General features: G+C 66.1%; 25 protein-coding genes. 10 read left to right on the forward strand and 15 right to left on the reverse strand.

The genetic code is table 11. From position 1 onward, the window contains the following. The first annotated feature begins 150 nt into the window (after positions 1 to 150). Entirely contained in the window at positions 151 to 1,044 is an 894-nt protein-coding gene (gene dapA, locus AC3WLC_RS21325; RefSeq protein WP_493685922.1) for a 4-hydroxy-tetrahydrodipicolinate synthase, read from the forward strand. A gap of 38 nt (positions 1,045 to 1,082) precedes the next feature. Continuing rightward, positions 1,083 to 1,556, forward strand: coding sequence for an SsrA-binding protein SmpB (smpB, locus tag AC3WLC_RS21330; RefSeq protein ID WP_137883819.1), 474 nt, complete (start codon positions 1,083 to 1,085; stop codon positions 1,554 to 1,556). 123 nt (positions 1,557 to 1,679) lie between these two features. Here the strand turns inward: smpB and AC3WLC_RS21335 are convergent, their stop codons facing one another. The 6 genes from AC3WLC_RS21335 to lepB form a co-directional block, all read right to left on the reverse strand. After that, the gene (locus AC3WLC_RS21335; RefSeq protein ID WP_493685923.1) at positions 1,680 to 2,063 is read right to left on the reverse strand and encodes a nuclear transport factor 2 family protein; all 384 of its coding nucleotides are present in this window, start codon (positions 2,061 to 2,063) and stop codon (positions 1,680 to 1,682) included. A gap of 61 nt (positions 2,064 to 2,124) precedes the next feature. Beyond that, positions 2,125 to 2,853, reverse strand: a complete 729-nt coding sequence (locus AC3WLC_RS21340; RefSeq protein WP_493685924.1) for a superoxide dismutase — start codon at positions 2,851 to 2,853, stop codon at positions 2,125 to 2,127. A 119-nt stretch (positions 2,854 to 2,972) separates the two neighbouring features. After that, positions 2,973 to 3,587, reverse strand: a complete 615-nt coding sequence (locus tag AC3WLC_RS21345; RefSeq protein ID WP_291680336.1) for a LabA-like NYN domain-containing protein — start codon at positions 3,585 to 3,587, stop codon at positions 2,973 to 2,975. Between the two features lie 177 nt (positions 3,588 to 3,764). Continuing rightward, positions 3,765 to 4,676, reverse strand: coding sequence for a GTPase Era (gene era / locus AC3WLC_RS21350; protein ID WP_493685925.1), 912 nt, complete (start codon positions 4,674 to 4,676; stop codon positions 3,765 to 3,767). Beyond that, complete coding sequence (gene rnc / locus AC3WLC_RS21355) at positions 4,669 to 5,400, reverse strand: ribonuclease III (protein WP_493685926.1); 732 nt, start codon at positions 5,398 to 5,400, stop codon at positions 4,669 to 4,671. Before rnc ends, era begins: the two co-directional genes overlap by 8 nt. After that, complete coding sequence (gene lepB, locus AC3WLC_RS21360; RefSeq protein ID WP_493685927.1) at positions 5,397 to 6,161, reverse strand: signal peptidase I; 765 nt, start codon at positions 6,159 to 6,161, stop codon at positions 5,397 to 5,399. Before lepB ends, rnc begins: the two co-directional genes overlap by 4 nt. A 380-nt stretch (positions 6,162 to 6,541) precedes the next feature. On the opposite strand from lepB, the gene aqpZ reads away from it, so the two are divergent. Next, positions 6,542 to 7,252, forward strand: coding sequence for an aquaporin Z (aqpZ, locus tag AC3WLC_RS21365; protein ID WP_346364475.1), 711 nt, complete (start codon positions 6,542 to 6,544; stop codon positions 7,250 to 7,252). A gap of 31 nt (positions 7,253 to 7,283) precedes the next feature. On the opposite strand, the gene acpS is transcribed toward aqpZ, so the two are convergent. Continuing rightward, on the reverse strand, positions 7,284 to 7,688 hold the full coding sequence (gene acpS / locus AC3WLC_RS21370; RefSeq protein WP_493685928.1) for a holo-ACP synthase: 405 nt from the start codon (positions 7,686 to 7,688) through the stop codon (positions 7,284 to 7,286). A 130-nt stretch (positions 7,689 to 7,818) separates the two neighbouring features. Further along, positions 7,819 to 8,571, reverse strand: a complete 753-nt coding sequence (locus tag AC3WLC_RS21375; RefSeq protein WP_493685929.1) for a pyridoxine 5'-phosphate synthase — start codon at positions 8,569 to 8,571, stop codon at positions 7,819 to 7,821. Between the two features lie 203 nt (positions 8,572 to 8,774). Here AC3WLC_RS21375 and AC3WLC_RS21380 point away from each other — a divergent pair, with 203 nt between their 5' ends. Further along, positions 8,775 to 10,469, forward strand: coding sequence for an ATP-binding protein (locus tag AC3WLC_RS21380; protein ID WP_493685930.1), 1,695 nt, complete (start codon positions 8,775 to 8,777; stop codon positions 10,467 to 10,469). An 8-nt stretch (positions 10,470 to 10,477) separates the two neighbouring features. Here the strand turns inward: AC3WLC_RS21380 and AC3WLC_RS21385 are convergent, their stop codons facing one another. Further along, the gene (locus AC3WLC_RS21385) at positions 10,478 to 10,921 is read right to left on the reverse strand and encodes a GFA family protein (protein ID WP_493685931.1); all 444 of its coding nucleotides are present in this window, start codon (positions 10,919 to 10,921) and stop codon (positions 10,478 to 10,480) included. Between the two features lie 156 nt (positions 10,922 to 11,077). On the opposite strand from AC3WLC_RS21385, the gene rpoZ reads away from it, so the two are divergent. Next, entirely contained in the window at positions 11,078 to 11,470 is a 393-nt protein-coding gene (rpoZ, locus tag AC3WLC_RS21390) for a DNA-directed RNA polymerase subunit omega (RefSeq protein ID WP_493685932.1), read from the forward strand. Positions 11,471 to 11,743: 273 nt separating this feature from the next. Next, positions 11,744 to 13,954 carry a RelA/SpoT family protein gene (locus AC3WLC_RS21395; protein WP_493686102.1) on the forward strand — a complete coding sequence of 737 codons (2,211 nt, stop codon included), beginning with the start codon at positions 11,744 to 11,746 and terminating at the stop codon, positions 13,952 to 13,954. 118 nt (positions 13,955 to 14,072) lie between these two features. On the opposite strand, the gene AC3WLC_RS21400 is transcribed toward AC3WLC_RS21395, so the two are convergent. Next, complete coding sequence (locus tag AC3WLC_RS21400) at positions 14,073 to 14,915, reverse strand: LysR family transcriptional regulator (protein WP_493685933.1); 843 nt, start codon at positions 14,913 to 14,915, stop codon at positions 14,073 to 14,075. Between the two features lie 117 nt (positions 14,916 to 15,032). On the opposite strand from AC3WLC_RS21400, the gene AC3WLC_RS21405 reads away from it, so the two are divergent. The 3 genes from AC3WLC_RS21405 to parC all read left to right on the forward strand — a co-directional run bounded on the left by AC3WLC_RS21405 (position 15,033) and on the right by parC (position 18,793). Further along, positions 15,033 to 15,416: a tautomerase family protein gene (locus tag AC3WLC_RS21405; protein ID WP_126112688.1), complete on the forward strand. Its 384-nt coding sequence runs from the start codon at positions 15,033 to 15,035 to the stop codon at positions 15,414 to 15,416. A 244-nt stretch (positions 15,417 to 15,660) separates the two neighbouring features. After that, a complete protein-coding gene (gene recO, locus AC3WLC_RS21410) occupies positions 15,661 to 16,389 on the forward strand; it encodes a DNA repair protein RecO (protein ID WP_493685934.1) in 729 nt (242 codons plus the stop codon). Positions 16,390 to 16,546: 157 nt separating this feature from the next. Then, positions 16,547 to 18,793 (forward strand): DNA topoisomerase IV subunit A, encoded by a 2,247-nt coding sequence (gene parC, locus AC3WLC_RS21415; protein ID WP_493685935.1) that lies wholly within the window; start codon positions 16,547 to 16,549, stop codon positions 18,791 to 18,793. 268 nt (positions 18,794 to 19,061) lie between these two features. Here the strand turns inward: parC and AC3WLC_RS21420 are convergent, their stop codons facing one another. Continuing rightward, a complete protein-coding gene (locus tag AC3WLC_RS21420; RefSeq protein ID WP_493685936.1) occupies positions 19,062 to 19,700 on the reverse strand; it encodes an outer membrane protein in 639 nt (212 codons plus the stop codon). A gap of 54 nt (positions 19,701 to 19,754) precedes the next feature. Beyond that, entirely contained in the window at positions 19,755 to 20,774 is a 1,020-nt protein-coding gene (locus AC3WLC_RS21425) for a DUF2336 domain-containing protein (protein WP_493685937.1), read from the reverse strand. Between the two features lie 263 nt (positions 20,775 to 21,037). On the opposite strand from AC3WLC_RS21425, the gene AC3WLC_RS21430 reads away from it, so the two are divergent. Next, a complete protein-coding gene (locus tag AC3WLC_RS21430; protein ID WP_493685938.1) occupies positions 21,038 to 22,753 on the forward strand; it encodes an OpgD/OpgG family glucan biosynthesis protein in 1,716 nt (571 codons plus the stop codon). A gap of 42 nt (positions 22,754 to 22,795) precedes the next feature. On the opposite strand, the gene AC3WLC_RS21435 is transcribed toward AC3WLC_RS21430, so the two are convergent. The 3 genes from AC3WLC_RS21435 to AC3WLC_RS21445 form a co-directional block, all read right to left on the reverse strand. Beyond that, positions 22,796 to 23,722, reverse strand: coding sequence for a hypothetical protein (locus AC3WLC_RS21435; RefSeq protein WP_493685939.1), 927 nt, complete (start codon positions 23,720 to 23,722; stop codon positions 22,796 to 22,798). 54 nt (positions 23,723 to 23,776) lie between these two features. Then, entirely contained in the window at positions 23,777 to 24,139 is a 363-nt protein-coding gene (locus tag AC3WLC_RS21440; RefSeq protein ID WP_493685940.1) for a peptidoglycan-binding domain-containing protein, read from the reverse strand. Positions 24,140 to 24,224: 85 nt separating this feature from the next. Next, positions 24,225 to 25,424: a UxaA family hydrolase gene (locus tag AC3WLC_RS21445; RefSeq protein ID WP_493685941.1), complete on the reverse strand. Its 1,200-nt coding sequence runs from the start codon at positions 25,422 to 25,424 to the stop codon at positions 24,225 to 24,227. Positions 25,425 to 25,585 lie beyond the last annotated feature (161 nt).

The following is a 25,585-nucleotide window of genomic DNA, read 5'->3' on the forward strand; positions in this document are numbered from 1 at the left end:
TAGCAGTAGGCCATGCTCCCGCAGGGAGCTTTACGAAGTCCTAACTATGCGGCCACGATTTTTGATGGGTTGCCGGCTTTGCGGACTGCAGCTGAAAGGCTATGTCTGTCGCCCGTTTCACGCTGAACTTTGTCGTTTTCAGGACCGTCCATGACCAAGCATGCGCCACTCACCGGTTCGATGCCCGCGCTGGTGACGCCGTTCAAGGGCGGAAAGATCGACGAGGCGACGTTGCGCGCCCTGGTCGACTGGCAGATCGAGAGCGGCTCGACGGCGCTGGTTCCCGTCGGCACCACCGGCGAAAGCCCGACGCTCAGCCATGACGAGCACGGTCACGTCACCGAGATCGTCATTGACCAGGCCAAGGGCCGGGTGCCGGTCATCGCGGGCGCCGGCTCGAACAACACCACCGAGGCGATCTCGCTGGCGAAGCATGCCGAGAAGGCCGGAGCGCACGCGGTGCTCGTGGTCACGCCCTATTACAACAAGCCGACCCAGGAAGGCATGTACCAGCACTTCAAGGCGGTGAACGATGCGATCGGCATCCCGATCATCATCTACAACATCCCGCCGCGCTCGGTGGTCGACATGTCGGTCGAGACCATGGCGCGGCTCTATGAGCTCAAGAACATCGCCGGCGTGAAGGACGCGACCGCCAATCTCGCCCGCGTCTCGCAGCAGCGCCATGTGCTGGGGCCGGACTTCATCCAGCTTTCGGGCGAGGACATGACCGCACTGGCCTATATGGCCGCCGGCGGCCATGGCTGCATCTCGGTCGTCGCCAATGTCGCGCCGAAGCTCTGCGCCGATCTGATGGCCTGCGCGCTGAAGGGCGACTATGCCGGTGCCCTGAAGCTCCAGGACCGGCTGGTGCCGCTGCACGACGCCATCTTCAAGGAGCCCGGCCTTGCCGGCGCCAAGCACGGGCTGAAGCGCCTCGGCCGGATCGAGGAAGAGGTCCGCCTGCCGCTGCTGCCGGTGACGCCAGCGACCGGCGAAGTCATTCGCAGCGCCATGGTTCACGCCGGCCTGCTGAATGCTTAAGTGAGGTAGCCGGCGATGCCGACTACCGGAGAGTTTCGATGAGCAAGCCAGATCCAGAGCGCTACAAGCTTGCGGCCGACAACCGCAAGGCGCGCTACAGCTATGCCATCACCGAGACGCTTGAGGCCGGCATCGCCCTGCAGGGCACCGAGATCAAGTCGCTGCGTGGCGGCAAGGCGACGATCGGCGAGAGCTATGCCGGGCCGATGGGCAACGAGCTCTTCCTGTTCAACGCCCATATCCCGGAATATCTCGAAGCCAACCGCTTCAACCATGATGTCCGCCGGCCGCGGAAGCTGCTGCTGCATCGCCGCCAGATCAACAAGCTGATGGGTGCGATCCAGCGCGAGGGCTTCACCGTCATCCCGCTCAAGGTCTATTTCAACGACAAGGGTCGGGCGAAGGTCGAGCTCGGCCTCGGCAAGGGCAAGAAGCTGCACGACAAGCGCGAGACCGAGAAGACCCGCGACTGGAATCGCGACAAGGCGCGAATCCTGAAGACGGGCGGGTGAGGGTGCTGGAGCATTTTCGAGCGAAGTGGATCCGGTTCGCGTGAAGAAAATGCGATAAAGCAGGAATCTAGGGCAATTCCACGATTCAGAGAATCGTGAGATTCCTCTAGCCCGCCGCCGCTGTCAGCTGACTTCGCCGGACTCCACGAAGCCTCCATCCGGAGCGGAGTGAGGCAGGGACCAGCCGAAATAGACCTCCACCTCGACGATCTTGCCGTCGCGGATCGTCAGGATCTCGGTATTGCGGAAGCCCTTGCCGTCGCTGGCCTCGCCGTCATAGGTCACGAAGACCGTCTCGCCGATCGCGATGAGATGCTTGAACGTACAGGCGCGAATGCGTTCGCTGTTCGGCCAGCACCGCTCGAAATAGGTCTCGCGATCGAGCCGGTTGTCGAGCGGGCTGGTGAAATGGAAATCCTCGGCGATGAGAGCTTCGAGCGCGGCCCGGTCCTTGTCGACATAGGCCTGATAAGAGGCGCGCGCGATCTCGCTGACATCGTCCGGCATGGCCGCTCCTGGCTTTTCCCGCTGCAACCACAACGGGAAAAGCCGAGGAAGGTTCCGCCGGTCAGCCGTTCGCCTTCTTGAAGTTCTCGTTCGCCTTGTCCCAGTTCACCGTCTTCCACCAGGCAGCGAGGTATTCCGGCCGGCGGTTCTGGTATTTCAGGTAGTAGGCGTGCTCCCAGACATCGACGCCGAGCACGGGCTTGGCGCCGAGTTCCAGCGGCGTGTCCTGGTTCGCGGTCGAGATGACGGCGAGCTTCTTGTCCTTGCCGACGACGAGCCAGGCCCAGCCCGAACCAAAGCGCGTGGCGCCGGCCTGATTGACCCGTTTCGTCAGCTCGTCGAGCGAGCCGAAGGCGCCGTCGATCGCGCTCTTCAGCTCCGCGCCGGGCTGCTGCGCCCCGCCCGGCGTCATCAGCTCCCAGAAGAAGCTGTGGTTCCAGTGGCCGCCGACATTGTTGCGCACGGCGGTACGGACGGCTTCGGGCGCGGCGCTGAGATCGGCGAGTACCGTCGCGATCGGCGTGGTGCGCAGGGCTTCCCATTGGCCGGCGGCGGCATTGGCGCCGTTCACATAGGCCTGGTGATGCAGCGAATGGTGGATGCGCATGGTCTGCGCGTCGATGGTCGGCTCCAACGCCTCATAGGCGTAGGACAGCTTCGGCAGGGTGAAGACCGGCGGCGGGGCGGCCGGAGCCGGTGCAGTCTGCGCCAGTACCAGCGCCGGGCGGGCGATGATGAGGGCGGATGCGGAACCGGCCACAAGGCCGGTGAGAAAGCTGCGGCGTTCCAAGGCATGCCCTCCGGATGTCGTTGCGGAAGCAGAGGTTGCGCGAGTGGCGGTCGGGGTCAAGTACCCGCCGGGCTGCGCGACCGGCTCACACATCGACAACGCGGCAGGGCAGGGTCGGTTCAGCTCTCCGGCGTCTCGTCGCCCTGGCGGATGCCGTAGCGACGCTCCAGCCCGGGATTGCCTTGCCCCGGGGCGCGGGCGGCCCGCTCGGCCGGGTCGCGCCCGACCTTCTGCATCAGGGTGGCGAGCTCGACGAACTCGTCGCATTGCCGGCGCAGATCATCGGCGACCATGGGCGGGTTGGTGTTGATGGTCGAGACCACCGAGACCTTGACGCCCTTGCGCTGCACCGCCTCGACCAGCGGGCGGAAGTCGCCATCGCCCGAGAACAGGTAGATGTGGTCGAGATGGGGGGCGAGCTCGAGCATCTCGATGGCGAGCTCGATGTCCATGTTGCCCTTGACGCGCCGGCGGCCGGTCGCGTCGGTGAATTCCTTCGCCGCCTTGGTGATGACCCGGTAGCCGTTGTAGTCGAGCCAGTCGACGAGCGGCCTGATCGAGGTATATTCTTCGCTCTCTACCAGTGTCGTGAAGTAGAAGGCTCTGATCAGATTGCCGCGGCCCTGGAATTCCTTGAGCAGACGTCGGTAATCCATGTCGAAGCCGAGCTGCTTCGACGTCGCGTAGAGGTTGGCTCCGTCGATGAAGAGCGCGATGCGCGGTTCACCTGCCATGTAATGGCTCCTAGCTTAAATACGGTCGATCAATAAGAATCGGCACGGATCAAGGTTGAATAATGTCAGGCTGATGCTCCAAATCGAGCGGTCCTTCGGTGTTTATGTGGTGAATGCGACGTGCCGCGCAAGATTGTGATCGAATTTTGCCATTTGCGCGTGCGGACACGCAGGTATTCAGCTTTTTGGAAAGTCCAGCCCCATCTCGCGATAGCGCTCCGGATCGTCGCTCCAGTTTTCGCGAACTTTGACGAAGAGGAAGAGGTGGACCTTCGCCTCGGCCGCTTCGGCGATCTCGACGCGAGCCTTTTGGCCGATCGCCTTGATCGTCTGGCCACCTTCGCCGAGGACGATCTTCCGCTGGCCCTCGCGCTCGACATAGATCGTCTGCTCGATCCGGACCGAGCCGTCCGGGCGCTGCTGCCAACTCTCCGTCTCGACGGTCGAGCGATAGGGCAGCTCGTCATGCAGCCGCTCGAAGATCTTCTCGCGGGTGATCTCGGCGGCGAGGAAGCGCAGCGGCGCATCCGAGATCTGATCCTCCGGATAGAGCCAGGGGCCGGGCTTCAGCCGGGTCTCGAGCCAGCTGAGGATATCCTTGACGCCATAGCCGGTCAGCGCCGCGACCATGAAGGTCGTCTCGAATTTGGACTGCTCGTTCACCGCTGCGGTGATGGCGAGCAGCTTCTCCTTCGGGATCGTGTCGATCTTGTTGAGGATCAGGAACTTCGGCTGCTTCAGCTGGGCGAGCCTTTCCAGCAGCGCGGTGTTCTCCTCATGGTCGAAGCGGCCGACATCGATCAGCACGCCGATCAGGTCGGCATCGGTCGCGCCGCCCCAGGCGCTGGTCACCATGGCGCGGTCGAGCCGGCGCTTGGGCGCGAAGATGCCGGGCGTGTCGACGAAGATGATCTGCGTCGGCCCCGACAGGGCGATGCCGCGCACCTGGGTGCGCGTCGTCTGCACCTTGCGCGAGACGATCGAGATCTTGGCGCCGACGAGCTGGTTGAGCAACGTCGACTTGCCGGCGTTGGGCGCGCCGATCAGCGCGACGAAGCCGCAGCGGGTTTGCTGGTCGCCTTCAGCCATGGTCGGCCTCCGCCCCTTCGTTCCACAATCCTTGCCGTCGCAGGAAGGCTTCGGCCGCCGCCTGCTCGGCCAGCCGCTTCGAGCGCCCTTCGGCTTCGGCTTCCGCCAAGGAGCCGATCCGAACCGCGATGCGGAAGATCGGCGCATGGTCGGGACCGGAGCGGCCGCGCTCGGCATAGGTCGGGGTCGGATGGCCCTGGCCCTGCGCCCATTCCTGCAGCGCGGTCTTGGCGTCGCGCAGCGGCGTCGCCGGCGTCAGCAGCCGCTCGCCGAAGCCGGCCTCGACCAGCTTGCGCGCCGCGCCATAGCCGCCGTCGATGAAGACCGCGCCGATGATCGCCTCGCAGGCATCGGCCAGGATCGCCCTGTTCTTGCGGGCTCCCGAGAGGATCTCGCCCTCGCCGAGCCGTAAGTGCGGGCCGACATCCCAGGCGGCCGCGACCGCGGCGCAGGTCTCCTTGCGCACGAGATCGGCGAGGCGGCGCGACATGTCGCCTTCCTCGGCCTGCGGATAGGTGGTGAACAACATGTCGGCGACGGAGAGGCCGAGCACGCGGTCGCCGAGGAATTCAAGCCGCTGGTAGCTCGCGAGCCGGCGCGGATCGGCGCTCATATGGGTGAGTGCCGTCTCCAGCAGGGCCCGGTCGCGGAAGCGGTGGCCGAGCTTGTCCTCGAGCCGCGAGAGCTCGGGCAGCTTGCGGCCGCTATCGGTCGTCTTGCTCACTTGATCGTCGAGAACATGCGGTTCCAGCGCACTGTCCAGGGCCATTCCCAGATGCGCCAGGCCGACGCGCCCTCGTCGATCGAGAAGAAGATGATCTCGGCGCGGCCGACGAAGTTCTCGAACGGCACATAGCCGACGCTGCGGTCGCGCGAATCGAGCGAGTTGTCGCGATTGTCGCCCATCATGAAGAAATGGCCGGCCGGCACCGTGTAGACCGGCGTATTGTCGAAGGTGCCGGTGTCGCCCTCGCGCTCGATGATCTGGTGGCTGACCCCGTTCGGCAGGGTCTCGCGATACTGGATCGCGGGGGTGGCGCGGCCCCAGGCATCGGTGGTGACGAAATCGGCGATCCGCTCGCGCTTCACCGGCGTGTTGTTGATGTGCAGGACGCCGTCGATCATCTGGATGCGGTCGCCCGGCAGGCCGATGACGCGCTTGATGTAATCGGTCGAGCCGTCGCTCGGCAGCTTGAACACGGCGATGTCGCCGCGCTTGGGCTCGGCGGCCCAGATCCGGCCCTGGAACAGCGGCGGGCTGAACGGCATCGAATGCTTCGAATAGCCGTAGGTGTATTTCGAGACGAACAGATAGTCGCCGATCAGCAGCGTCGGGATCAGCGAGCCCGAGGGAATGTTGAAGGGCTGGAACAGCAGGGTGCGGATCACCAGGGCGATGAGCAGGGCCTGGACGACGACCTTGACCGTCTCGAGGATGCCGCCTTCGTCCTTGGTCTTGCTCTTGATCTCGGCGTCGTTCGCCACGCGCGGGCTCCTGCTGGCTGCGTTTCAAGTGCGCGGTCTAGCCGACTATCGTGCGTCGGACAACGAAGGCGCGATCTGGCAAGGCAATATGGGTGGGATGGACGGCCCTTGCATGGGCCGAAGGCACGCCGTGCCGATACTCCTATCGGCCGGCGCCGAAAAGCCCCGCATGGTGCCCGCAGCGCAGGGCGCCCCTGCGGGCGCTGCCGAAGGCAGGCCCGGTCGCAGACGGAGGCAGCGCAGAACCGCGGCCTGCGGCGACCTGTGACGATAGGGAGGCCGCCCTGCATCGGCGCGACTTGCCCTTACGTCTGCGCCAGATTGACGCTGGGTTGCGCCGCGATCACAGTCCTGTGATCGCAACCAAAGGGCGAATCGACATGAGCACGAGAAACTATGTCGCAGAGGTGATCGGGACCTTCTGGCTGACCTTCGCCGGCTGCGGCAGCGCCGTGATCGCGGCGGGCTTTCCGCAGGTCGGCATCGGGTTGCTTGGCGTCTCTCTCGCGTTCGGTTTGACCGTCGTCACCATGGCCTATTCGATCGGCCATATCTCCGGCTGCCACCTCAATCCGGCCGTCACGATCGGCCTCGCCGCCGGCGGGCGCTTCCCGGCCGGCCAGGTGGTGCCCTACATCGTCGCCCAGGTCGTCGGCGCCATCCTCGCCGCCACCGTGCTCTATTTCATCGCGGTCGGCGCGCCCGGCTTCGACCTCGCCAAGGGCTTCGCCTCCAATGGCTATGGCGAGCATTCGCCCGGCAAATACGGACTGGCCTCGGCCTTCCTGACCGAGGTGGTGATGACCATGATGTTCCTGTTCATCATCATGGGCGCGACCCATGGCAAGGCGCCGGCCGGCTTCGCCCCACTCGCCATCGGCCTCGGCCTTGCCTTGATCCACCTCGTCAGCATCCCGGTCACCAACACCTCGGTGAACCCGGCCCGCTCGACCGGCCCGGCGCTGTTCGTCGGCGGCTGGGCCCTGCAGCAGCTCTGGCTGTTCTGGGTGGCGCCGATCATCGGCGGCGTGCTCGGCGGCGTCATCTATCGCTGGCTGAGCGGCGAGTCGCAGGACCAGGTCACCGGCTGACGCAAGACCGCGCGATATCCGCGCTCCGAGGTCAGGCCTTGATGGGCCTGGCCTCGATCACCACGAAGGCTTGGGCCAGAGGCGGATCGTCGGTCAGTGAGACATGCACGACCGCCTCATGGCCCGGCGGGAGCATCTCGGCAAGTCGCGTCGCAGCGCCGCCCGTGAGCCGCATGGTTGGCCGCCCGCTCGGCAGGTTCACCACCTCCATGTCGCGCCAGAACACGCCGGAGCGGATGCCGGTGCCGAGCGCCTTCGAGCAGGCCTCCTTGGCGGCGAAGCGGCGAGCATAGGATGCAGCGCGCGTGGCGCGCCGATCGGATTTTGCCTGCTCGCCCTCGGTGAAGATGCGCTGCGTGAAGCGCTCGCCGAAGCGGGCGAGCGAATTCTCGATGCGGCGGATGTCGCAGAGATCGGAGCCGATGCCGAGGATCATGCTGCGGCTTTAGAGCATACCGGCTCGGCTGAAAACATCCCGTCATTGCGAGGAGCGCAGCGACGAAGCAATCCAGGGGCGGCAGAGCTATACGCCTGCTGGATTGCTTCGCTGACGCTCGCAATGACGATCAGCTGGCGGCGCGGCCTTCGTCCATCGCCCGCCGCATCACGGCGATCGCCGTCTCCAGCCCGACGAAGATCGCTTCGCCGATCAGAAAATGGCCGATGTTGAACTCGACGAAGTCAGGGACGCCGGCGAGCTTGCGGGCGGTGTCGTAGTCGAGCCCGTGGCCGGCATGGACCTCGAGGCCGAGCGAGGCGGCGAAGGCCGCGCCATGGGCGAGCCGCTGGAACTCGGCTTCCGCTTTCTCGGCATGGCCGTCGGCGACAGCATGGCACCAGGTGCCGGTATGCAACTCGACCACTGGCGCGCCGAGCTTGGCCGCCATTGCGATCGGCGCCTCGTCAGCCTCGATGAACAGCGAGACGCGGCAGCCAGCCGCCTTCAGGCGGGCGATCGGGGCAGCCAGCGCCTGCGCCTGGCCGACCACGTCGAGCCCGCCCTCGGTGGTGCGCTCTTCGCGCTTCTCGGGCACGAGGCATGCGGCATGCGGCTTGAACCGCTCGGCGAGGCCGATCATCTCCGCCGTGGCGGCCAGCTCGAAATTGAGCGGCTTGGACAATTCGGTTGCCAGCCTTGCCATGTCGGCGTCGCGGATATGGCGCCGGTCTTCGCGCAAATGGGCGGTGATGCCGTCGGCGCCGGCGGCCACCGCGAGAAGGGCGGCGCGCACCGGATCGGGCAGGGCGCCGCCGCGTGCGTTCCGCACGGTCGCGACATGGTCGATGTTCACGCCCAGGCGCAAGCGGTTCTCAGTCATCGTCGCCCCTCCGTTACCTGCCGTCTACGCCGCAGCCGGCGACGGTTCAAGGCAAGCAATGTGATCGACACTGTTAGCGTTCTTGATCAATCGATGCGCGTAATGCGTGTAGTCGTAAAAAATGCACGAAATATGCGGTATGGCCGTTGTTAAGTCCTGGAAACTAGCCTCCGAAATCTCCCCGAGGCGTTTTCCGACCTGTCATGCAGCTTCCCGCGAACCATCGGCAGTTCGAGAGCGAGATCACCGCCGATCGGCGTGATCCGAACCGGCCGGCCGACCGTGCGCTCGGCCGCGTGATCGCCTGTTCCGGCTCGCGCGCCACCATCGCGGCGAGCGCATCCGGGGGAACGCTTGACGGCTGCGCCATCGGCCGCCTGCTCTCGATCAATCTCGGCAGGAGCCGGATCGTCGGGCTGGTCTACGAGATGCGTGCGCTGGACCGGGCCTGGAACGAGGCCGGGCCCAATTCCATCGCTGTCGAGGTCGAGCTGCTCGGCGAGGTCGTCGACGGCGAGAGCGGAACCGCTCGCTTCGACAGCGGCATCACCAGCTATCCGCCGATCGGCGCGCTGGCGCATCGCATCCGCTCGCGCGACCTGGAGCACATCCACGATCTCGGGCAGCGCAAGGGCGTTGCCTTGGGCAGCCTGACCCAGGATGCCAGCGTGTCGGCGAGCGTCGACATCGAGCGTCTGTTGTCACGGCATTTCGCCGTGCTAGGCACCACCGGCGTCGGCAAGTCGAGCGCCGTCGCGCTGATCCTGCGCAAAGCGATCGCGGCCAAGCCAAATCTGCGCGTGCTGATCCTTGATCCGCATAACGAATACGCCCACGCCTTCCCCGAGAACTCCGCCCGGATCGATGCGAGCATGCTGGACCTGCCGTTCTGGCTGTTCCGCTTCGAGGAGTTCGCCGACATCGTCTTCCGCGGCCGCCCGCCGTTGGAGGACGAGGCCGAGATTCTGCGCGAGGTCATCGCCGTCGCCCGCGGCCGCTACCGCGTCGTCTCCGCCCACGACATGGCGCGCGATCTGGGCAGCAGCGTGCTGAAGCGGCCGCTGGAACCCGGCGCGCGCAAGCCGGGCGAAAGCAGCGGAACGGCGGAACTGGCCGCGCCCTATCGCCTCGCCGACCTGTTCGCAGCGATCGACGAACTGATCGGCCTGCACGAGCTGCGCTATCCGCGCACGACGCTGCGCGCGCTCAGGGTGCGGCTGGAGACGCTGCATGGCGACCCGCGGTACGGTTTCCTCTTCGCCCATGCCAACAGTATGGAGACGATCGCCCCGGTGATCAGCCAGGTCTTCCGCGTGCCGCATCGGGGCCGGCCCATCACTGTCTTCCAGCTCGCCGGGCTGCCCTCGGAGGTCGTCAACGCGGTCGCGTCCAGCCTCGCGCGGCTCGCCTTCGACCTCGCCATGGCGAGCCGCGGCAGCTACGAGATCCTGCTGCTCTGCGAGGAGGCGCATCGCTATGTGCCGCAGGACCAGGCGCTCGGCTTCGCCCCGACGCGCCAGGCCATCGCCCGCATCGCCAAGGAGGGGCGCAAATACGGCGCCTATCTCGGCATCGTCACCCAGCGTCCGGGCGAGCTCGACCCGACCATCCTGTCGCAATGCTCGACCGTTTTCGCCATGCGCCTCGGCAACGACCGCGACCAGGAGATCATCCGGGCCGCGATCGCCGATGCCTCGGCCAGCACCATCGCCTTCCTATCCTCTATCGGCAATCGCGAGGCGATCGCCTTCGGCGAGGCGGTGGCGACGACGATGCGCATGCGGTTCTCCGAGCAGCGGCCGGAGGAACTGCCGGCGATGGCGGGCAGGACGCCGGCGCAGGCCGAGCAACGCGAGCCGCTAGTCGAAGAACTCGTCGTCCGCATGCGTGGGCTCTGACGGTCTCGTTAGCCGGACGCGATCAGCGAGCCGTTCGTGAACTCGACATATTGCGGCAAGGTGTCGGTGATCTCGAACCACGGTGCCTTGGAGCCGACGAAGATATGCGCTGTCGGCCTGATTCCGGGCGTATCGGTCAATGTGCCCAGGGTGACATGGACAAAGGCCCCTTGGCGGACCACAGAGTACAGCAACGAGCCACAACAGCCGCAATGGACGTCGTGGGTTTCGTCGCTGCCATAGCGCAGCACGGCGTCGGCCCCTTGCGTGATGTCGAGTTCCCGCCTCGCAATGCCGGCGAATGGCTTGAAGGCTGATCCGGTGCTCCGGCGACACTGCGAACAATGGCAGTTCATGGCGTAGTCGAACGCGTCGGTGACGCTGTAGGACACCGCGCCGCAAAAGCACCGGCCGGACAGGCTTCGGAGGCGAGAGCGCGAGGAGCTGGTCAAATCGAGGCCTCTGGCTAAGACATTTGGCTGGCCGCATTCAAGCAAGGACCGAGCGCACGCTTGGCAGGAGCGAATTCCTTGCATCTCAAGCGCTCAGCCTGTATGAGCCCCGTTCAACCTTTCCATCGCATCGCGCAAGATCAGAAGGAGCCGCGAATGGCTCGCGTCACCGTTGAGGATTGCATCGACAAGGTCGAGAACCGCTTCGAGCTGGTTCTCCTTGCGAGCCATCGCGCCCGCATGATCGCCTCGGGCTCCTCGATCCTCGTCCAGCGCGACAACGACAAGAACCCGGTCGTCGCCCTGCGCGAGATCGCCGACGAGAAGCTCACTCCCGAGGATCTCAAGGAAGACCTGATCCACTCGCTGCAGAAGCATGTCGAGGTCGACGAGCCCGAGCCCGACACCGTGCCGCTGCTGACCAGCAGCCAGCCGAGCGCCGCCACTCCGGATTCCGAGATCCAGTTCGACCGGATGAGCGAAGAGGATCTGCTGCGCGGCCTCGACGGCCTCGTTCCGCCGACCGAGAGCGCCGACGACGAGGACTGAGCGCTTCCGCTTGTCGGAAAGCGTTGACGATATCTGCTAAAGCCCGGCCCTGCCGGGCTTTTTTCATGCCCGCCCCGTGCGGATTCGCCTTGCCGGGAACTGGCGCCATCGTCGATATTAGAGACTGGGCCCATCAGCTTGCGTTGCAAGTTGATAGGCGCAGTCTCTCTTTTGAGTGGGAGACGGATTCACCGATCAGATTGTTCCAACCTGATCGGATCCGGCTCCGACGAATCCAACTGAACTGAGCGGCGGAGTACGGCCCGCATGGGCATGATGCGGCAATATGAGCTTGTCGACCGGGTCAAGCGCTACAACCCGAATACCGACGAGGAGCTGCTCAACCGCGCCTATGTCTACGCCATGCGCGCGCATGGCACGCAGAAGCGCGCCTCGGGCGATCCGTTCTTCGCCCATCCGCTCGAAGTCGCGGCGATCCTGACCGAGCTCAAGCTCGACGACGCCACCATCGTCGCGGCCGTCCTGCACGATACCGTCGAGGACACCGAGGCGACGCTGGAGGAGATCGAGACCCTGTTCGGTCCCGATATCCGCCGCCTCGTCGACGGCCTCACCAAGATCAAGAAGCTCGACCTCGTCTCGAAGAAGGCGGCGCAGGGCGAGAACTTCCGCAAGCTTCTGCTCGCCATCGTCGACGACATCCGCGTGCTGCTGGTCAAGCTCGCGGACCGGCTGCACAACATGCGCACGCTGCACTACGTGCCGCCCGAGAAGCGCCTGCGCATCGCCGAGGAGACGATCGAGATCTATGCGCCGCTCGCCGGCCGCATGGGTATGCAGGAATTGCGCGAGGAGCTGGAGGAGCTCGCTTTCCGCCACATCAAGCCGGAGGCGCACGAGACCATCACCAAGCGGCTGGAGGAGGTGACCCAGCGCGAGGGCAAGGTCATCGGCGAGATCGAGAGCGACCTCAAGGCCAAGCTCGCCGAGCGTGGCATCGAGGCGCAGGTCTATGGCCGGCGCAAGCGGCCCTATTCGATCTGGAAGAAGATGGAGCGCAAATCCGTCTCCTTCGAGCAGCTCTCGGATATTTTCGGCTTCCGCGTCATCGTCGACAAGCCGGAGGATTGCTACCGCGTGCTCGGTATCGTCCACATGACCTGGCCGATGGTGCCGGGCCGCTACAAGGACTACATCTCGACGCCGAAGCAGAACGACTACCGCTCGCTGCACACCACAGTGGTCGGACCCGGCCGCCAGCGCGTCGAGCTGCAGATCCGCACCGACGGCATGGATCGCGTCGCCGAATTCGGCATCGCCGCCCATGCCCGCTACAAGGACGGCCGCACGGCCGGCGTCGTCGCAGCAGCCGATGAGAGCCGCGCCTATCAATGGCTGCGCCGCACCGTCGACCTGCTGGCCGAGGGCGACAATCCCGAGGAGTTCCTTGAGCACACCAAGCTCGAGCTCTTCCACGACCAGGTCTTCTGCTTCACGCCCAAGGGCCGCCTCATCGCCCTGCCGCGCGGCGCGACGCCGATCGATTTCGCCTATGCCGTCCACACCGATGTCGGCAACACTGCTGTCGGCGCCAAGATCAATGGACGGATCGCGCCGCTCCTGACCGAGCTCCAGAATGGCGACGAGGTCGAGATCACCCGCGCTGAAGGGCAGGCTCCTCCAGCCGCCTGGGAATCGCTGGTGGTGACCGGCAAGGCCCGTGCTGCCATCCGCCGCGCCACCCGCGTCGCCGTGCGCCGGCAATATGCCGGGCTCGGCCGCCAGATCCTCGAACGCGCCTTCATGCGGGCCGAACGCCCGTTCTCCGACGACAAGCTCAAGGCTGCGCTGAAGCGCCTCGCCCGCACGGCGGTCGACGACGTGCTGGCGGCGGTCGGACGGGGCGAGATGTTCTCCGGCGACGTGGTGCGGGCGGTCTACCCCGATCTCGAACCGGAGAAGCGCGGTGCCACCGGCGACGCCAAGGCCAAGCCCTCCGGCAAGGGCTGGTTTGAACTGCGCCAGGGCGAGAATCTCAAGTTCAAGCTGCCGAACGAGACGCCGGGTAGCGATGCGATCCCGATCCGTGGCCTCGGCGGCGACCTGCCGGTCCGTTTCGCGCCGGGCGGCGGCGCCGTGCCGGGCGACCGCATCGTCGGCATCCTGACGCCGGGCGAGGCGGTGACGATCTACCCGATCCAGTCGCCCTCGCTCGCCGCCTTCGACAATGAGCCGGAGCGCTGGCTCGACGTGCGCTGGGACCTCGACGACAAGCGCCCGCAGCGCTTCCCGGCGCGCATCCAGCTCAACTCGATCAACGAGCCCGGCTCGCTTGCCCAGATCACCACCACGATCGCCGAGCATGACGGCAATATCGATGCGGTCTCGATGGTGCGCCCGACGCCGGATTTCACCGACGTCACCATCGACCTGACGGTCTGGGACCTGAAGCATCTCAGCGCGATCATCAGCGAACTGCGCGAGAAGCGGGTGATCAGCCGGGTCGAGAGGGTGGTGGCGTAAGCATTCCCGTCATGGTCGGGCTTGTCCCGACCATCCACGTCTTCCTTCGAACAATGCGGTGTTCAAGACGTGGATGCTCGCCGCAAGGGCGAGCATGACGGTTCGGGATGCGGCCTGCTCACCCCGCCCGGAACGCTGCCGCGAGCTCCCTGACGAACGCGTTGGCGCGCGGCGTCGCGACATTGCTGCGCAGCACGACGTCGAAGGTGTCGAGCGCGGGCAAGCCCCAGTCGGGGCCGAGATCGACCGCTCCGCGCGGCGCGATCCGGGCCGCCAGCGGCGAGACACCGAGGCCGCCTTCGACGGCGGCCAGAACCGCCGCCATGCCGCCGCCGATAAAGGCCTCGCGCCAGGGCAGGCCGGCGCTGTCGAGCGCGTCCATGGCGTGGCGGCGCAGACCGCATTCGGGCATCAGGCTGACCAGCGGCACCGGCCCGTCGGGCTTCGTCAGCGACGGCGTCCCGAACCAGCTGAAGGCATCCCGCCGCAGCACCTCGCCGGTGCGCCCCGGCCCGAGCCGGCGCACCACCGCGACATCGAGTTCGCCGCGCTCGAAAGCCGTGTCCAGCGCGGCCGAGGGCTCGATGCGCAGGCCGATCATCAGCGAAGGGTCATGGCGAGCCAGCCGCGCCAGCAGGGCAGGGGCGTCGGCCCCGACTGCCTGCTCGCTGATGCCGATGCTGATGCGCTCCTGGACCTGCTGGAACGAGGTCCGCGCCCGCTCATGCGCTGCCATCAAGTCGCGCGCCGCCGGCAGGAAGCGCTCGCCCTCGGCGGTCAATCGCACCAGACGCGGATGCCGCTGCAGCAGCAGCTGGCCGAGCGCCTCCTCCAGCTTCTTGATGCGCGTCGAAACCAGCGACTGCGCCGTGCCGAGCGCCTCGGCGGCCCGGGTGAAGCTGCTGAACTCCGCTGCGCGCAGGAAGGCGGCGACGCCGTCGAGGTCGAGTGTGTTGCTCATGATAAATCTCGTTTTGAGATTATTGATATCATCAAAAATACGGTTTTCAGATCGTCGTTTCAAGCCTAGTTTCAAGGCGTCGGCGGCAGAGACCGCCCCCGTCCTATGGAGCCTGTCATGCCTCTGATCCGGATTTCGATGCGCCGCGGCCGGCCGGCCTCACACCCCGCCGCCATTGTAGACGGTGTCTATCGCGCCCTGCGCGCCACCTTCGAGGTGCCGGAGAACGACCTCTTCGCCGTGGTGCACCAGCACGAGGCCGAGGAGTTCATCTTCGACAACAATTATTTTGGCTTCAACCGCAGCGACGCTCTGGTGATTATCCAGCTTACCGTCGCCAACACCCGCGGCGTCACCCAGAAGAAGGCGCTCTACGCCGCCATCGCCGAGAACCTGCAGAAGGAGCCGGGCCTGAAGCCCGACGACATCTTCATCAACCTCGTCGAGGTCAAGCGCGAGGATTGGTCCTTCGGCGGCGGCATCGCGCAGTACGTGGCGTGAGCTGACCCCGTCGGGCAAGGCGCGGGGAACCCTCTCCTGGAAGGAGAGGGCAGGGTGAGGTGTAGGCGGTCAGACCAGTTCCGTGAGTGCTCACCGCGCGGTCGGGTTCAGGCTCACGATATCTCTCCCGAGCACCTCACCCCTACCCCTCTCCTTCCAGGAGAGGGGATCCCGCGCTTCTGCTGACACTGTTGCGCGCAACAGCACTGGAAACATCACCCGCATTCGCCCTAACTCTCCCCGCATGGAATGGAGCGACGAGGGCACGATCATCGGCGTCAGGCGGCATGGCGAGAGCGCCGTGATCCTGGAGGTGATGACGCGTGACCATGGCCGCCATCTCGGCCTCGTGCGCGGCGGCCGCTCCAGCAAGCAGCAACCCGTGCTGCAGCCCGGCAATCTCGTCTCGCTGACCTGGCGGGCCCGGCTCGACGAGCATCTCGGCGAATACAAGGTCGAGCTCCTGACCTCGCACGCCGCTCGGCTGATGGCGCAGCCGGTCGCGCTCTACGGGCTCGCCAATGTCGCCGGCCTGCTGCGCCTGCTGCCCGAGCGCGATCCGCATCCCGGCCTCTATGAGGGCCTGTCAGTGCTGCTCGCCCATCTCGACGAGATCGCGATCGCGCCTGCGCTGATGGTGCGCTTCGAGCTCGCCATGCTCTCCGAGCTCGGCTACGGGCTCGCGCTCGAACGCTGCGCCGTCACCGGCCTGCGCGAGGACCTCACGCATGTCTCGCCGAAATCAGGCAAGGCCGTGAGCCGCAAGGCAGCCGAACCCTATCTCGACCGGCTCCTCGGCCTGCCGGCCTTCCTGAGCGAGGGCCAGGGCGCGCGCCGGCCGGCACCGGCCGAGATCGCCGCGGGCTTTGCGTTGACCGGCTTCTTCCTGCGCCGCGACCTCTACGAGCCGCGCGGCCTGCAGGAGCCGCCCGAGCGGGCGCGGCTGCTGGAGCTGGCGGCGAGAATCCACTGATTTCCGCTGGTTTTCGGGCTGCGGCGCTTTGCGTCGCTTGCATCGCGGCTGCATCGTTGCATCAAGTGATTCGGGCCCTTATTCCCTCGTCCTTGCGAGGTATGGACCGGTGTCGGCCCTTCAGCTGGGCCGCTTGTCGAACTAGGTTGGTAGAAGCATGGGCAAACCCGTCGAGCCGCCTCCGGAGGAGGAAGCCGAACGCGTCGATCTGAAGAGCGCGCTCGAAGAGCGCTATCTCGCCTATGCGCTCTCGACGATCATGCATCGCGCCTTGCCGGATGCGCGCGACGGGCTGAAGCCCGTCCACCGCCGCATCCTGCACGCCATGCGCCTGCTCCGGCTCGACCCCGGTCAGGTCCACAAGAAGTGCGCCCGCATCGTCGGTGACGTCATCGGTAAGTTCCACCCGCATGGCGACCAGTCGGTCTATGACGCGCTGGTGCGTCTCGCCCAGGACTTCGCCCAGCGCTATCCGCTCGTCGACGGCCAGGGCAATTTCGGCAACATCGACGGCGATAACGCCGCCGCCTACCGCTACACCGAAGCGCGCATGACCGAGGTCGCGCGCCTCCTGCTCGACGGGATCGAGGAGGACGCGGTCGATTTTCGTGAGACCTATAATGGCGAGGACGAGGAGCCGATGGTGCTCCCGGCCGCCTTCCCGAACCTGCTCGCCAACGGCTCGCAGGGCATCGCGGTCGGCATGGCGACCTCGATCCCGCCGCACAACGCCGCCGAGCTCTGCGACGCCGCGCTCTATCTGATCCAGCATCCGGACACGACGTCCGAGCAGCTGATGACCTTCGTGCCGGGGCCCGATTTCCCGACCGGCGGTATCATCGTCGAGTCGCGCTCTTCGATGGTCGAGACCTATCGCACCGGCCGCGGCGCCTTCCGGACGCGGGCGCGCTGGCATGTCGAGGATCAGGGCAGGGGTACCTGGTTCGTCGTCGTCACCGAGATTCCCTACGGGGTCCAGAAGGGCCGGCTGATCGAGAAGATCGCCGAACTGCTCAACGAGCGGAAGCTTCCGCTGGTCGCGGACTTGCGCGACGAATCCGCGGAAGACATCCGCGTCGTCATCGAGCCGCGCGCCCGCAATGTCGACGCCAACCTGATGATGGAATCGCTGTTCAAGCTCTCCGAGCTGGAAGCGCGCATTCCGATGAACATGAACGTGCTGACCGGCGGCGTGGTCCCGCGTGTGCTCAGCCTGGCTGAAGCGCTGCGGGCCTGGCTCGACCATCGCCGGGAGGTCCTGCAGCGGCGCTCGCGCTTCCGTCTCGGCCAGATCGAGAAGCGCCTCGAAATCCTCGCCGGCTTGCTGATCGTCTATCTCGATCTCGACCGGGTGATCAAAATCATCCGCGAGGAGGACGAGCCCAAGATCGAGCTGATGAAGGCCTTCGAGCTCAACGAGGTCCAGGCCAACGCCATCCTCGACACCCGCCTGCGCGCCCTGCGCAAGCTCGAGGAAATGCAGCTCAAGACCGAGTTCGAGGAGTTGACGCAGGAGAAGGGCCAGATCGAGGGCCTGCTCGCCTCCGAGGCTCAGCAGTGGAAGACCATCTCCTGGGACATCCGCGAGGTGAAGAAGCTGTTCGGTCCAGAGACGGCAATCGGCAAGCGCCGCACGACCTTCGCCGACATGCCCGACACCGCCGATATCGATCTGACCCAGGCCATGGTCGAACGCGAGCCGGTGACGGTGGTGATTTCGAAGAAGGGCTGGATCCGGGCGCTCAAGGGCCATGTCCAGGACCTCTCGACCTTATCCTTCAAGGGCGATGATGGCCTGCACACGGCCTTCTTCAGCGAGACCACCGCCAAGATCCTGGTGATGGCGACCAATGGCAAGGTCTTCACGCTGGAGGCTTCGAAGCTGCCCGGCGGGCGTGGCTTCGGCGATCCGATCCGCTTGATGATCGAGCTGGAAGAGAGCGCCGACATCGTCGCGGCCTTCCCCTACAGGGCCGGCTTGAAGCTGCTGGTTGCGACGACCGAGGGGCGTGGTTTCGTCGTGCCGACCGATGACGTCGTCGCCAACACCCGCAAGGGCAAGCAGGTGCTGAACGTCGACGCGCCGGTCGCGGCGATGCTGGCGGTGCCGGCCGAGGGCGATCATGTCGCGATCATCGGCCAGAACCGCAAGCTGCTCTGCTTCCCGATCTCCGAGGTCGCGGAGATGAGCCGCGGCAAGGGCGTCAAGCTGCAGCGCTACAAGGATGGCGGCCTGTCCGACGCCAAGACCTTCAAGCTGGAGGACGGGCTGACTTGGCTCGACACGTCCGGCCGGACCTGGACGGTAGCGCAGGCCGAACTGCTCGAATGGCTCGGCCACCGCGCCGAGGCCGGCCGCCTGCCGCCCAAGGGCTTCCCGAAGAATAACAAGTTCGGGGGATGATGCGGGAAGGCGCCATCCTGAAGCGAAAGGGCGCGAGGAACCCTCTCCTGGAAGGAGAGGGTAGGGTGAGGTGTATGAGATCAGACCAGCCCTGCGAGCGCTGACTGCGCGGTTGGGTTGAGGCTCACGTTTTCAGTCCGAACACCTCACCCCTGCCCCTCTCTTTCCAGGAGAGGGGTTCTGCGGCGCGGTTCTCTTGGAAATTCTGTGACGTCAAAGACTTACGCCGGCAGCTTGAATCAAGCCCGCAGCAGCTTGAATCGCTTCCTCAGCGGATGGCGGACCCGACCACTCCGACTTCGAGCCCGAGCGTGATGTTGTTGGTCACGGCCCATTCGATGCCGGCGCGTGCTTCCGGCCTGACGGCGATGTCGGAGCGCGAGAACGGCGCCGAGAACTGCGTCGCGCCATAGCGGAAGGTGTCGTTGGCCGCGGCCAGGCCGACCGTGGTGTAGAGCAGCACGTCGGGCGTCGCGAATACGCCGGCCTTGAGCTGGAAGATGCCGGCGATGTCGCGGGTGTAGGTCGCCCGGTTGAAGCCGGGATTGGCGTAGCCGCCAAAGGCAGGCGCGAATTCGAGCGCGCCGGAGATGCCGTAGACGAAGTCGCCGTCGCGCCACATCTTGCCGGCTTCCAGCCCGATCACCGGACCGGCAGACGTCCCGAAATGCTTCGAGCTGGTGACCTGGAAGCCGCTCGAGATGCGGGCATAGGAGCCTTCCCATTTGACGCCGCCGGGCGACAGGGTCGGCTGCGACCAGGCGAAGGAGGGCAGGATGCCGAATCCCGAGAGCGGCAAGAAGGCCTGGGCCTGCGCCGGGGCGCCGGTCGCCAGCAGCGCGGCCAAGGCCGCGCCGGCTGAAAGAAACGTGGTGCGGGCGGTCGCGATGGCCGGGATCATGCTCATGGCATAGCAGGTGAGGGCGCGATTGTCGCGCTTTTGTGGCGCGACATCCGGTCGTCAGCCCAGCTTTGTCTTGAGACGCAGGAACCGCATCGTCCGCTCGGCGGTGGCCGTGTCGAGCTCTCCATAGGCCTTGAGATCGTCCTCGATGTCCTTGGCCTTGAAATAGAGCCGGCGCCCGCGCAGCTGCAGGATGGCGTTGAAGCTGTCCTTGCCGAGACCGAGCATGCGCGCCACCACGGCGATGCCGCTGACGTCGCGCTGCATCAGCACGCGCAGGGCCTGCTCGTTGGTGATTTCGGCGCTGGTGGCGATCACCTGGGCGAGATGGAAGGCGCGATCCTCCTCCGACAGCATGTCGACGACTTCGCCGAGGCTGCGAGTGCCGGCCTGGAGATCGGCGATCAGCAGCCGGACCTCGCGGCGCTGCTGCCGTGCCTGCCGCGCCATCGCCGCGGCCTGATGCGAGCCGGTCTCGGCGTTGGGGTCGGACATCTGCTCGACGATGCGCAGCACGCGTTCGGCCCGCTGCGGCGACAGGTCGGAGCGGCGCGCCAGCGCCTCGCCCACCCCGGTGTCGTCGCCGCCGCGCTGCAGCAGCCGGTCGAAGCCGCGATCCGAGAACTGCGCGCCCTCATTGCCCGAGACGGTGCGCAGCACGGCGCTGTCGCCGCGCTCGACCAGGATGTCGGTAAGGCCTTCCGACAGGCGCGCGCGCTCGGCGATGGCGACGAGATGCGCCTGCGTCTGGCTGATGGCGATGGCCGCGAGGTCGGTGTCGGTCAGCACCGGGGAGAGCTTGAGCACGAGCCGTGCCACGCCGGCATCGGCGTCGTTCGCCAGCGTGACCGCGACCGGTCGGGGCAAGGTGCCCGTCGCAGCGACCGAGTCGGCATAGTCGCGGCGGCCTTCCGCATCGAGATGCGGCAGCGAGCGCAGGGCGATGTCGCCATAATGATCCTTCGATTCCTCGCTCGGATCGGCATCGAGCAGGAAGAGGTCGGTCACCGCGTTGAGGAGCTTGCGGCGGGAGTCGGATGACATCTCCGCCGGCATGCGGGTCAGGGTCTGCAGCATGGATTCTTCCACAAGGCTCCGGCGGCATTCTGACGCCAGTCCTCGCAATCTGCCGCAGCGCCGTTTGATTTAGTCTTAAGCCGGCCGACGATTCTTCAGTATATCCAGTATTTCTTCCCGCAACCAATGATTGTATCATCATATAGGTTCAATTATTCAGTCGCATCTGCGCATCGTGCAGTGGAACTTCATCCCCTGCGCCACGTTGCCGAACCGCCAGCTGCGATGCGACGCGCGGCGCCAGCAACAGCGCGGAGCCCAAGGTGAGCACGATCCGGCCTGACCATCGCGATGAGCTTCGCCAGCAAGCAGGGCCGCTGCTGGCCGAACCGTCGCGCCGCGTCATCCTTGCGGCTCTGGCGTCGGCTGCGGCACTTTCTTCACCTGCCGGCGCCCAGGACGCAGGCCGGCCTCCGGCCACGCCGAACAACGCGTCAACCGAGCCCAGGCGCGGCAGTTTCAGCTATGAAGCTGTGGTCAAGCAGGCCCAGGAGCTTGCGGCGCGGCCGTTTGATGCGACCGCTCCCGACCTTCCGGAGGCGCTGAAGGCGCTGACCTATGACAGCTATCGCGAGATCAGGTTCCGGCGCGACAAGGCGCTCTGGCGCGAGGGCGGTTCTGACTATCGTCTCCACCTGTTCCATCTCGGCTTTCTGCATGACCGGCCGGTGCAGATCCATGACGTGGTCGACGGCAATGCGATCCCGATCCCCTACAGCATGGCACTGTTCGAGTTCGGCAAGGCGCAGGTGCCGCAGAAGCTGCCGGTTTCGCTCGGCTTCGCCGGTTTCGCGGTCACCACGACCCTGAACGACCTCAAGCGCCAGGACGAGCTGATCTCTTTCCTCGGCGCGAGCTATTTCCGCTTCCTCGGGCGTGGCCATCGCTATGGCCTGTCGGCGCGTTCGCTCGCCCTCGATGTCGGTGGCGAGCAGCCCGAGGAGTTTCCGTTCTTTCGCGCGCTCTGGCTCGATCGGCCGAATGCGGAGAGCGTCGATCTTGTCATCTATGGCCTGGTCGACTCGCCTTCCGTCAGCGGCGCATTCCGCTTCATCGTTTCGCCCGGCCAGCAGACCAGCGTCGCCGTGACCGCGACGATCATCCCGCGCAAGCCGATCGCGCGGCTCGGCATCGCGCCCCTGACCTCGATGTTCCTGGCCGGCGAGGGCGATCGCGAGCAGCGCACCGATTTCCGGCCGGAAATCCATGATTCCGACGGGCTCATGCTGAACACGGGGAGCGGCGACTGGATCTGGCGGCCGATCCGCAACCCGAAGGCGCTGAGCATCTCTTCCTTCCAGGATCGTAATCCGCGTGGCTTCGGCCTGATCCAGCGCGATCGCGAATTCGGCCACTACCAGGACCTCGAAGCGCATTATCACGCCCGGCCCGGTTACTGGATCGAGCCTGCTGGCGAATGGGGCGAGGGACGCGTCGACCTGATCGAGATTCCGACCCAGAACGAGGCCTTCGACAACATCGTCTGCTGCTGGACGCCGAAGGAGCCGCTGCCGCCGGGGCAGCCGAGCGAGTTCCGCTATCGCATCCGCACGATCTCGACCACCGAGACCCTGCACGCGCTGGGGCAGGTGCAGAGCAGCTTCGCCGCCGGCGAGGTGGTCGACGAGGCTGCCGGCCAGGTCCGGAGACGCTTCATCGTCGACTTCAACGCCGGCGATCTCGAATATTACCTCTCCGACCCGAAGCGCGTCACCGTCGCCACCTCGGTGTCGCGCGGCTCCGTCGCCGGCACGATCGTCGATGCCAACGTCGCGGCGAAAGGTTTCCGGGCCATCGTCGATGTCGCGCTGCGTCCGGGCGAGAGTACCGATCTCAGCCTGTTCCTGCGAACGGCGAAGCACACGCTCACGGAAACCTGGACGACGTCCTGGGCCACGGCAGCCCCTGCGCCGGCGCCTCCTCAGCCGGCGTCCGTACCGCCGGCCGGGGCCCCGGACCCGGCCGCATCGCGTAATTGAGTCCGGTCAAGCCTTGGCAATCTCGGGAATGAGGTGCTGGCGCTATGGAGTCGCAAAGAAATTGCTCGGCAGATTGCCGGGCCGCGTCGTCGACTCGGTCCGCACCGGCTCTCTCGCACCGGCCCCGTAGCCCCTGTCGAAGGCAGTGCCGTCCTGCTCGTTGCAGGTCGGCCGCTGCGGGTTCTTGGCGATGGCTGCCGATTTCGGAAAGGCGGTGTTGTCGACCGCATCGGTGGTCGGCTGGCCGATATCGATGCGCGAGGTCACCATGCTGACGGTCGGCTTGGCGGTCGGCGTGGTCCAGCCCAGCGTGCCATGCCAGATGATGTGCCAGCCGATCCGCGCCAGATGATGCACCGTCGAGCCGCGTTCCCTCGCGACGAAATAGGCGATGAAGCCTTCGTCGCGCCGGGCCGTGTGGAGGAAGTTCGGCGCAGGCACCTTGCTGTTGGTCTGGCGCAGGGGAAACGGGTTGTTGGGATGATCGCCGAGCTTGTAGGTCACCAGGAAGCCCTTGGTGCCGGTGATCTGGTCGGTGATGACCTGATTGCTCGGGTCGAAGATCATCTCGTCGACGGTCGGCAGGTCGCCGTCGCCGTCCAGCGACGGATTGGTGCCGAAGGCGGATTTGAGGTTGACGACGATGCTGCCCTCATTGGCCATCCGCCCGGCATAAAGCGCCTCATAGACCACGAGGTCGGAGACGAGGATCATCCCGAACTCCCAATTGGTCGTCAGGTCGACCTTGTCCTGCCGGTTGGCCGGATCGCCCGACATCAGCACGGTGCCGGTGCAGGTGATCATCGGGCCGGTATGGCCGGGGTGCCCCGCCGGATCGTCGGCGGCGGCGCGGCGAGCATTGGTCGTGCAATGAAGCAAAGCGTGCTCGGTGCCGACATGGATGTCGGTCCGCGAGCCACCCTTATTGGCGGTGATTGTGGCGGTGCCGGGTGCGATCGCGACAACCATGGCTTCTCCTGCGGTTATCCGGCTGTCTGATGTCTTCGGGCGGGGCGCGTCGATCTAGCGAACCGCTGCACTGTGCGTGCGCGCCTTGGCAGCTTCGGCGCGGCGATTGAGGGCGCTCACCGCGATGATGGCGCGCTCCAGCGCCGCCATGGTCAGCGGCCCGACGATGGCGTCGGCGACGAGACCGTTGGCCGTCTGGAAGCTGCGCACCCGGTTCGCCGTTTCCGGGCCGAAGATGCCGTCGGGCAAAGTCCGGCCCTGGCCGGTCGAGTTCGGCATCGCCATGCCGAGATCGATCAGAGCGAGCTGGATGATGGCGACAGCATCGCCGCGCTCGCCCTGCTTCAGCGGCGGCGCGTTCTCGGCGGCCTTTCTGAGCCGGTCATTCTTCGAAAAGCGCGGCGAGCTGAGCGGCATGGTCTTCGATCCTGCCCGTCCCCTGTGACCCAAGGTTAGTTCGGGCTCGGAGGAGGGGTCAAGGACCGCGCAAGGCTCTCTCGGTTTACGCCGCGGGCAGGCAGGCCGGGCCGAGCGGCTCGAAGCTCTTATAGGTCAAGATGAACTCCTGGTGGCCGAGCTCTTCCGACTTGGTTCGTCCGCCCTGCGCCAGCGAGACGACGAGGTCGCGGATCTCGGTGCCGACCTCGTCGAGGCTGGCTCGGCCTTCGAGGATGCGGCCGGCATCGACGTCCATGTCGTCGCTCATCCGGCGATAGGTCTCCGGATTGGCGCAGATCTTCACCACCGGCGAAATCGCCGAGCCGACCACCGAGCCGCGGCCGGTGACGAACAGCACGCAATGCGCGCCGCAGGCGATCAGCTCGGCGATCTCGGCATTGTCGTTGATGTTGGGGAAGCCGAAGCGGACCTCGCCATCCGGCACCACGTCGAGCAGATAGAGCCCGCCGCGCGGCGGCACGTCGCCGGGCTTGAGCAGGCCGGAGATCGGGGAGGCGCCCGACTTGGCATAGGCGCCCATCGACTTCTCCTCGATGGTCGAGAGCCCGCCCTCGGCATTGCCGGCGGCGAAGGAGCCGTAGCCGAGGGTCGCATAGTAGCGTGCCGCCTTGGCGACCGATTTCTCCAGCTCGACGCCGAGCTCGGGCGTGATCGCGCGGGCCGCCATGATGTGCTCGCAGCCGATCAGCTCGCCGGTCTCCTCGAAGATGCAGGAGGCGCCCTCGGCGATCAGTTGGTCGAAGGCGCGTCCCGCTGCCGGGTTGCCGGTGATGCCGGAGGTGCCATCCGAGCCGCCGCAGACGGTGCCGACCACCAGTTCGCTGACCTGCATCGGCACGGTCTCGGCGGCATCGAGTGCGATGCGCTGCTCCTCGACCCAGGCGCGGCCTTCCTTGATCGAGGCGCGGGTGCCGCCGGTGCCCTGGATCACAATGGTCTTCACCGGACGGCCGGTGGCCCGCACCACCCGCTCCAGCGCGTATTTGTTGAAGCTCTCGCAGCCGAGCGAGACCAGGAGCACCGCCCCGACATTGGGATGGGTGCAGAGCTGCTCCATCATCCGCTCGGCATATGGGTTCGGGTAGCAGCCGGGGAAGCCGATGGCGTGGACCTCGTGCTCGCGCCAGGGCAGGGCGATCTCGCGCGCGACATGGTGGGCGCACTCGACCAGATAGGCGACGGCGACGACGTTGCGGATGCCCTTGCGGCCGTCGCTACGGAGGTAGCCTTGCAGATGTGTCATTGGGCTCGACCTTCTCCCTTCCCCCTTGTGGGGAAGGGTTGGGGATGGGGGTGGTGCCGCTTGGTGAGCGTTGCGTTCAAAAGGGCATTGGCATCGGCGACTGTGCCAGCACGTTCGATCGATCGCTCTGGCTTTGCGACCCCCACCCCTTCTCCTCCCCA

This window comes from Allobosea sp. GW821-FHT03A12 (assembly GCF_058986765.1).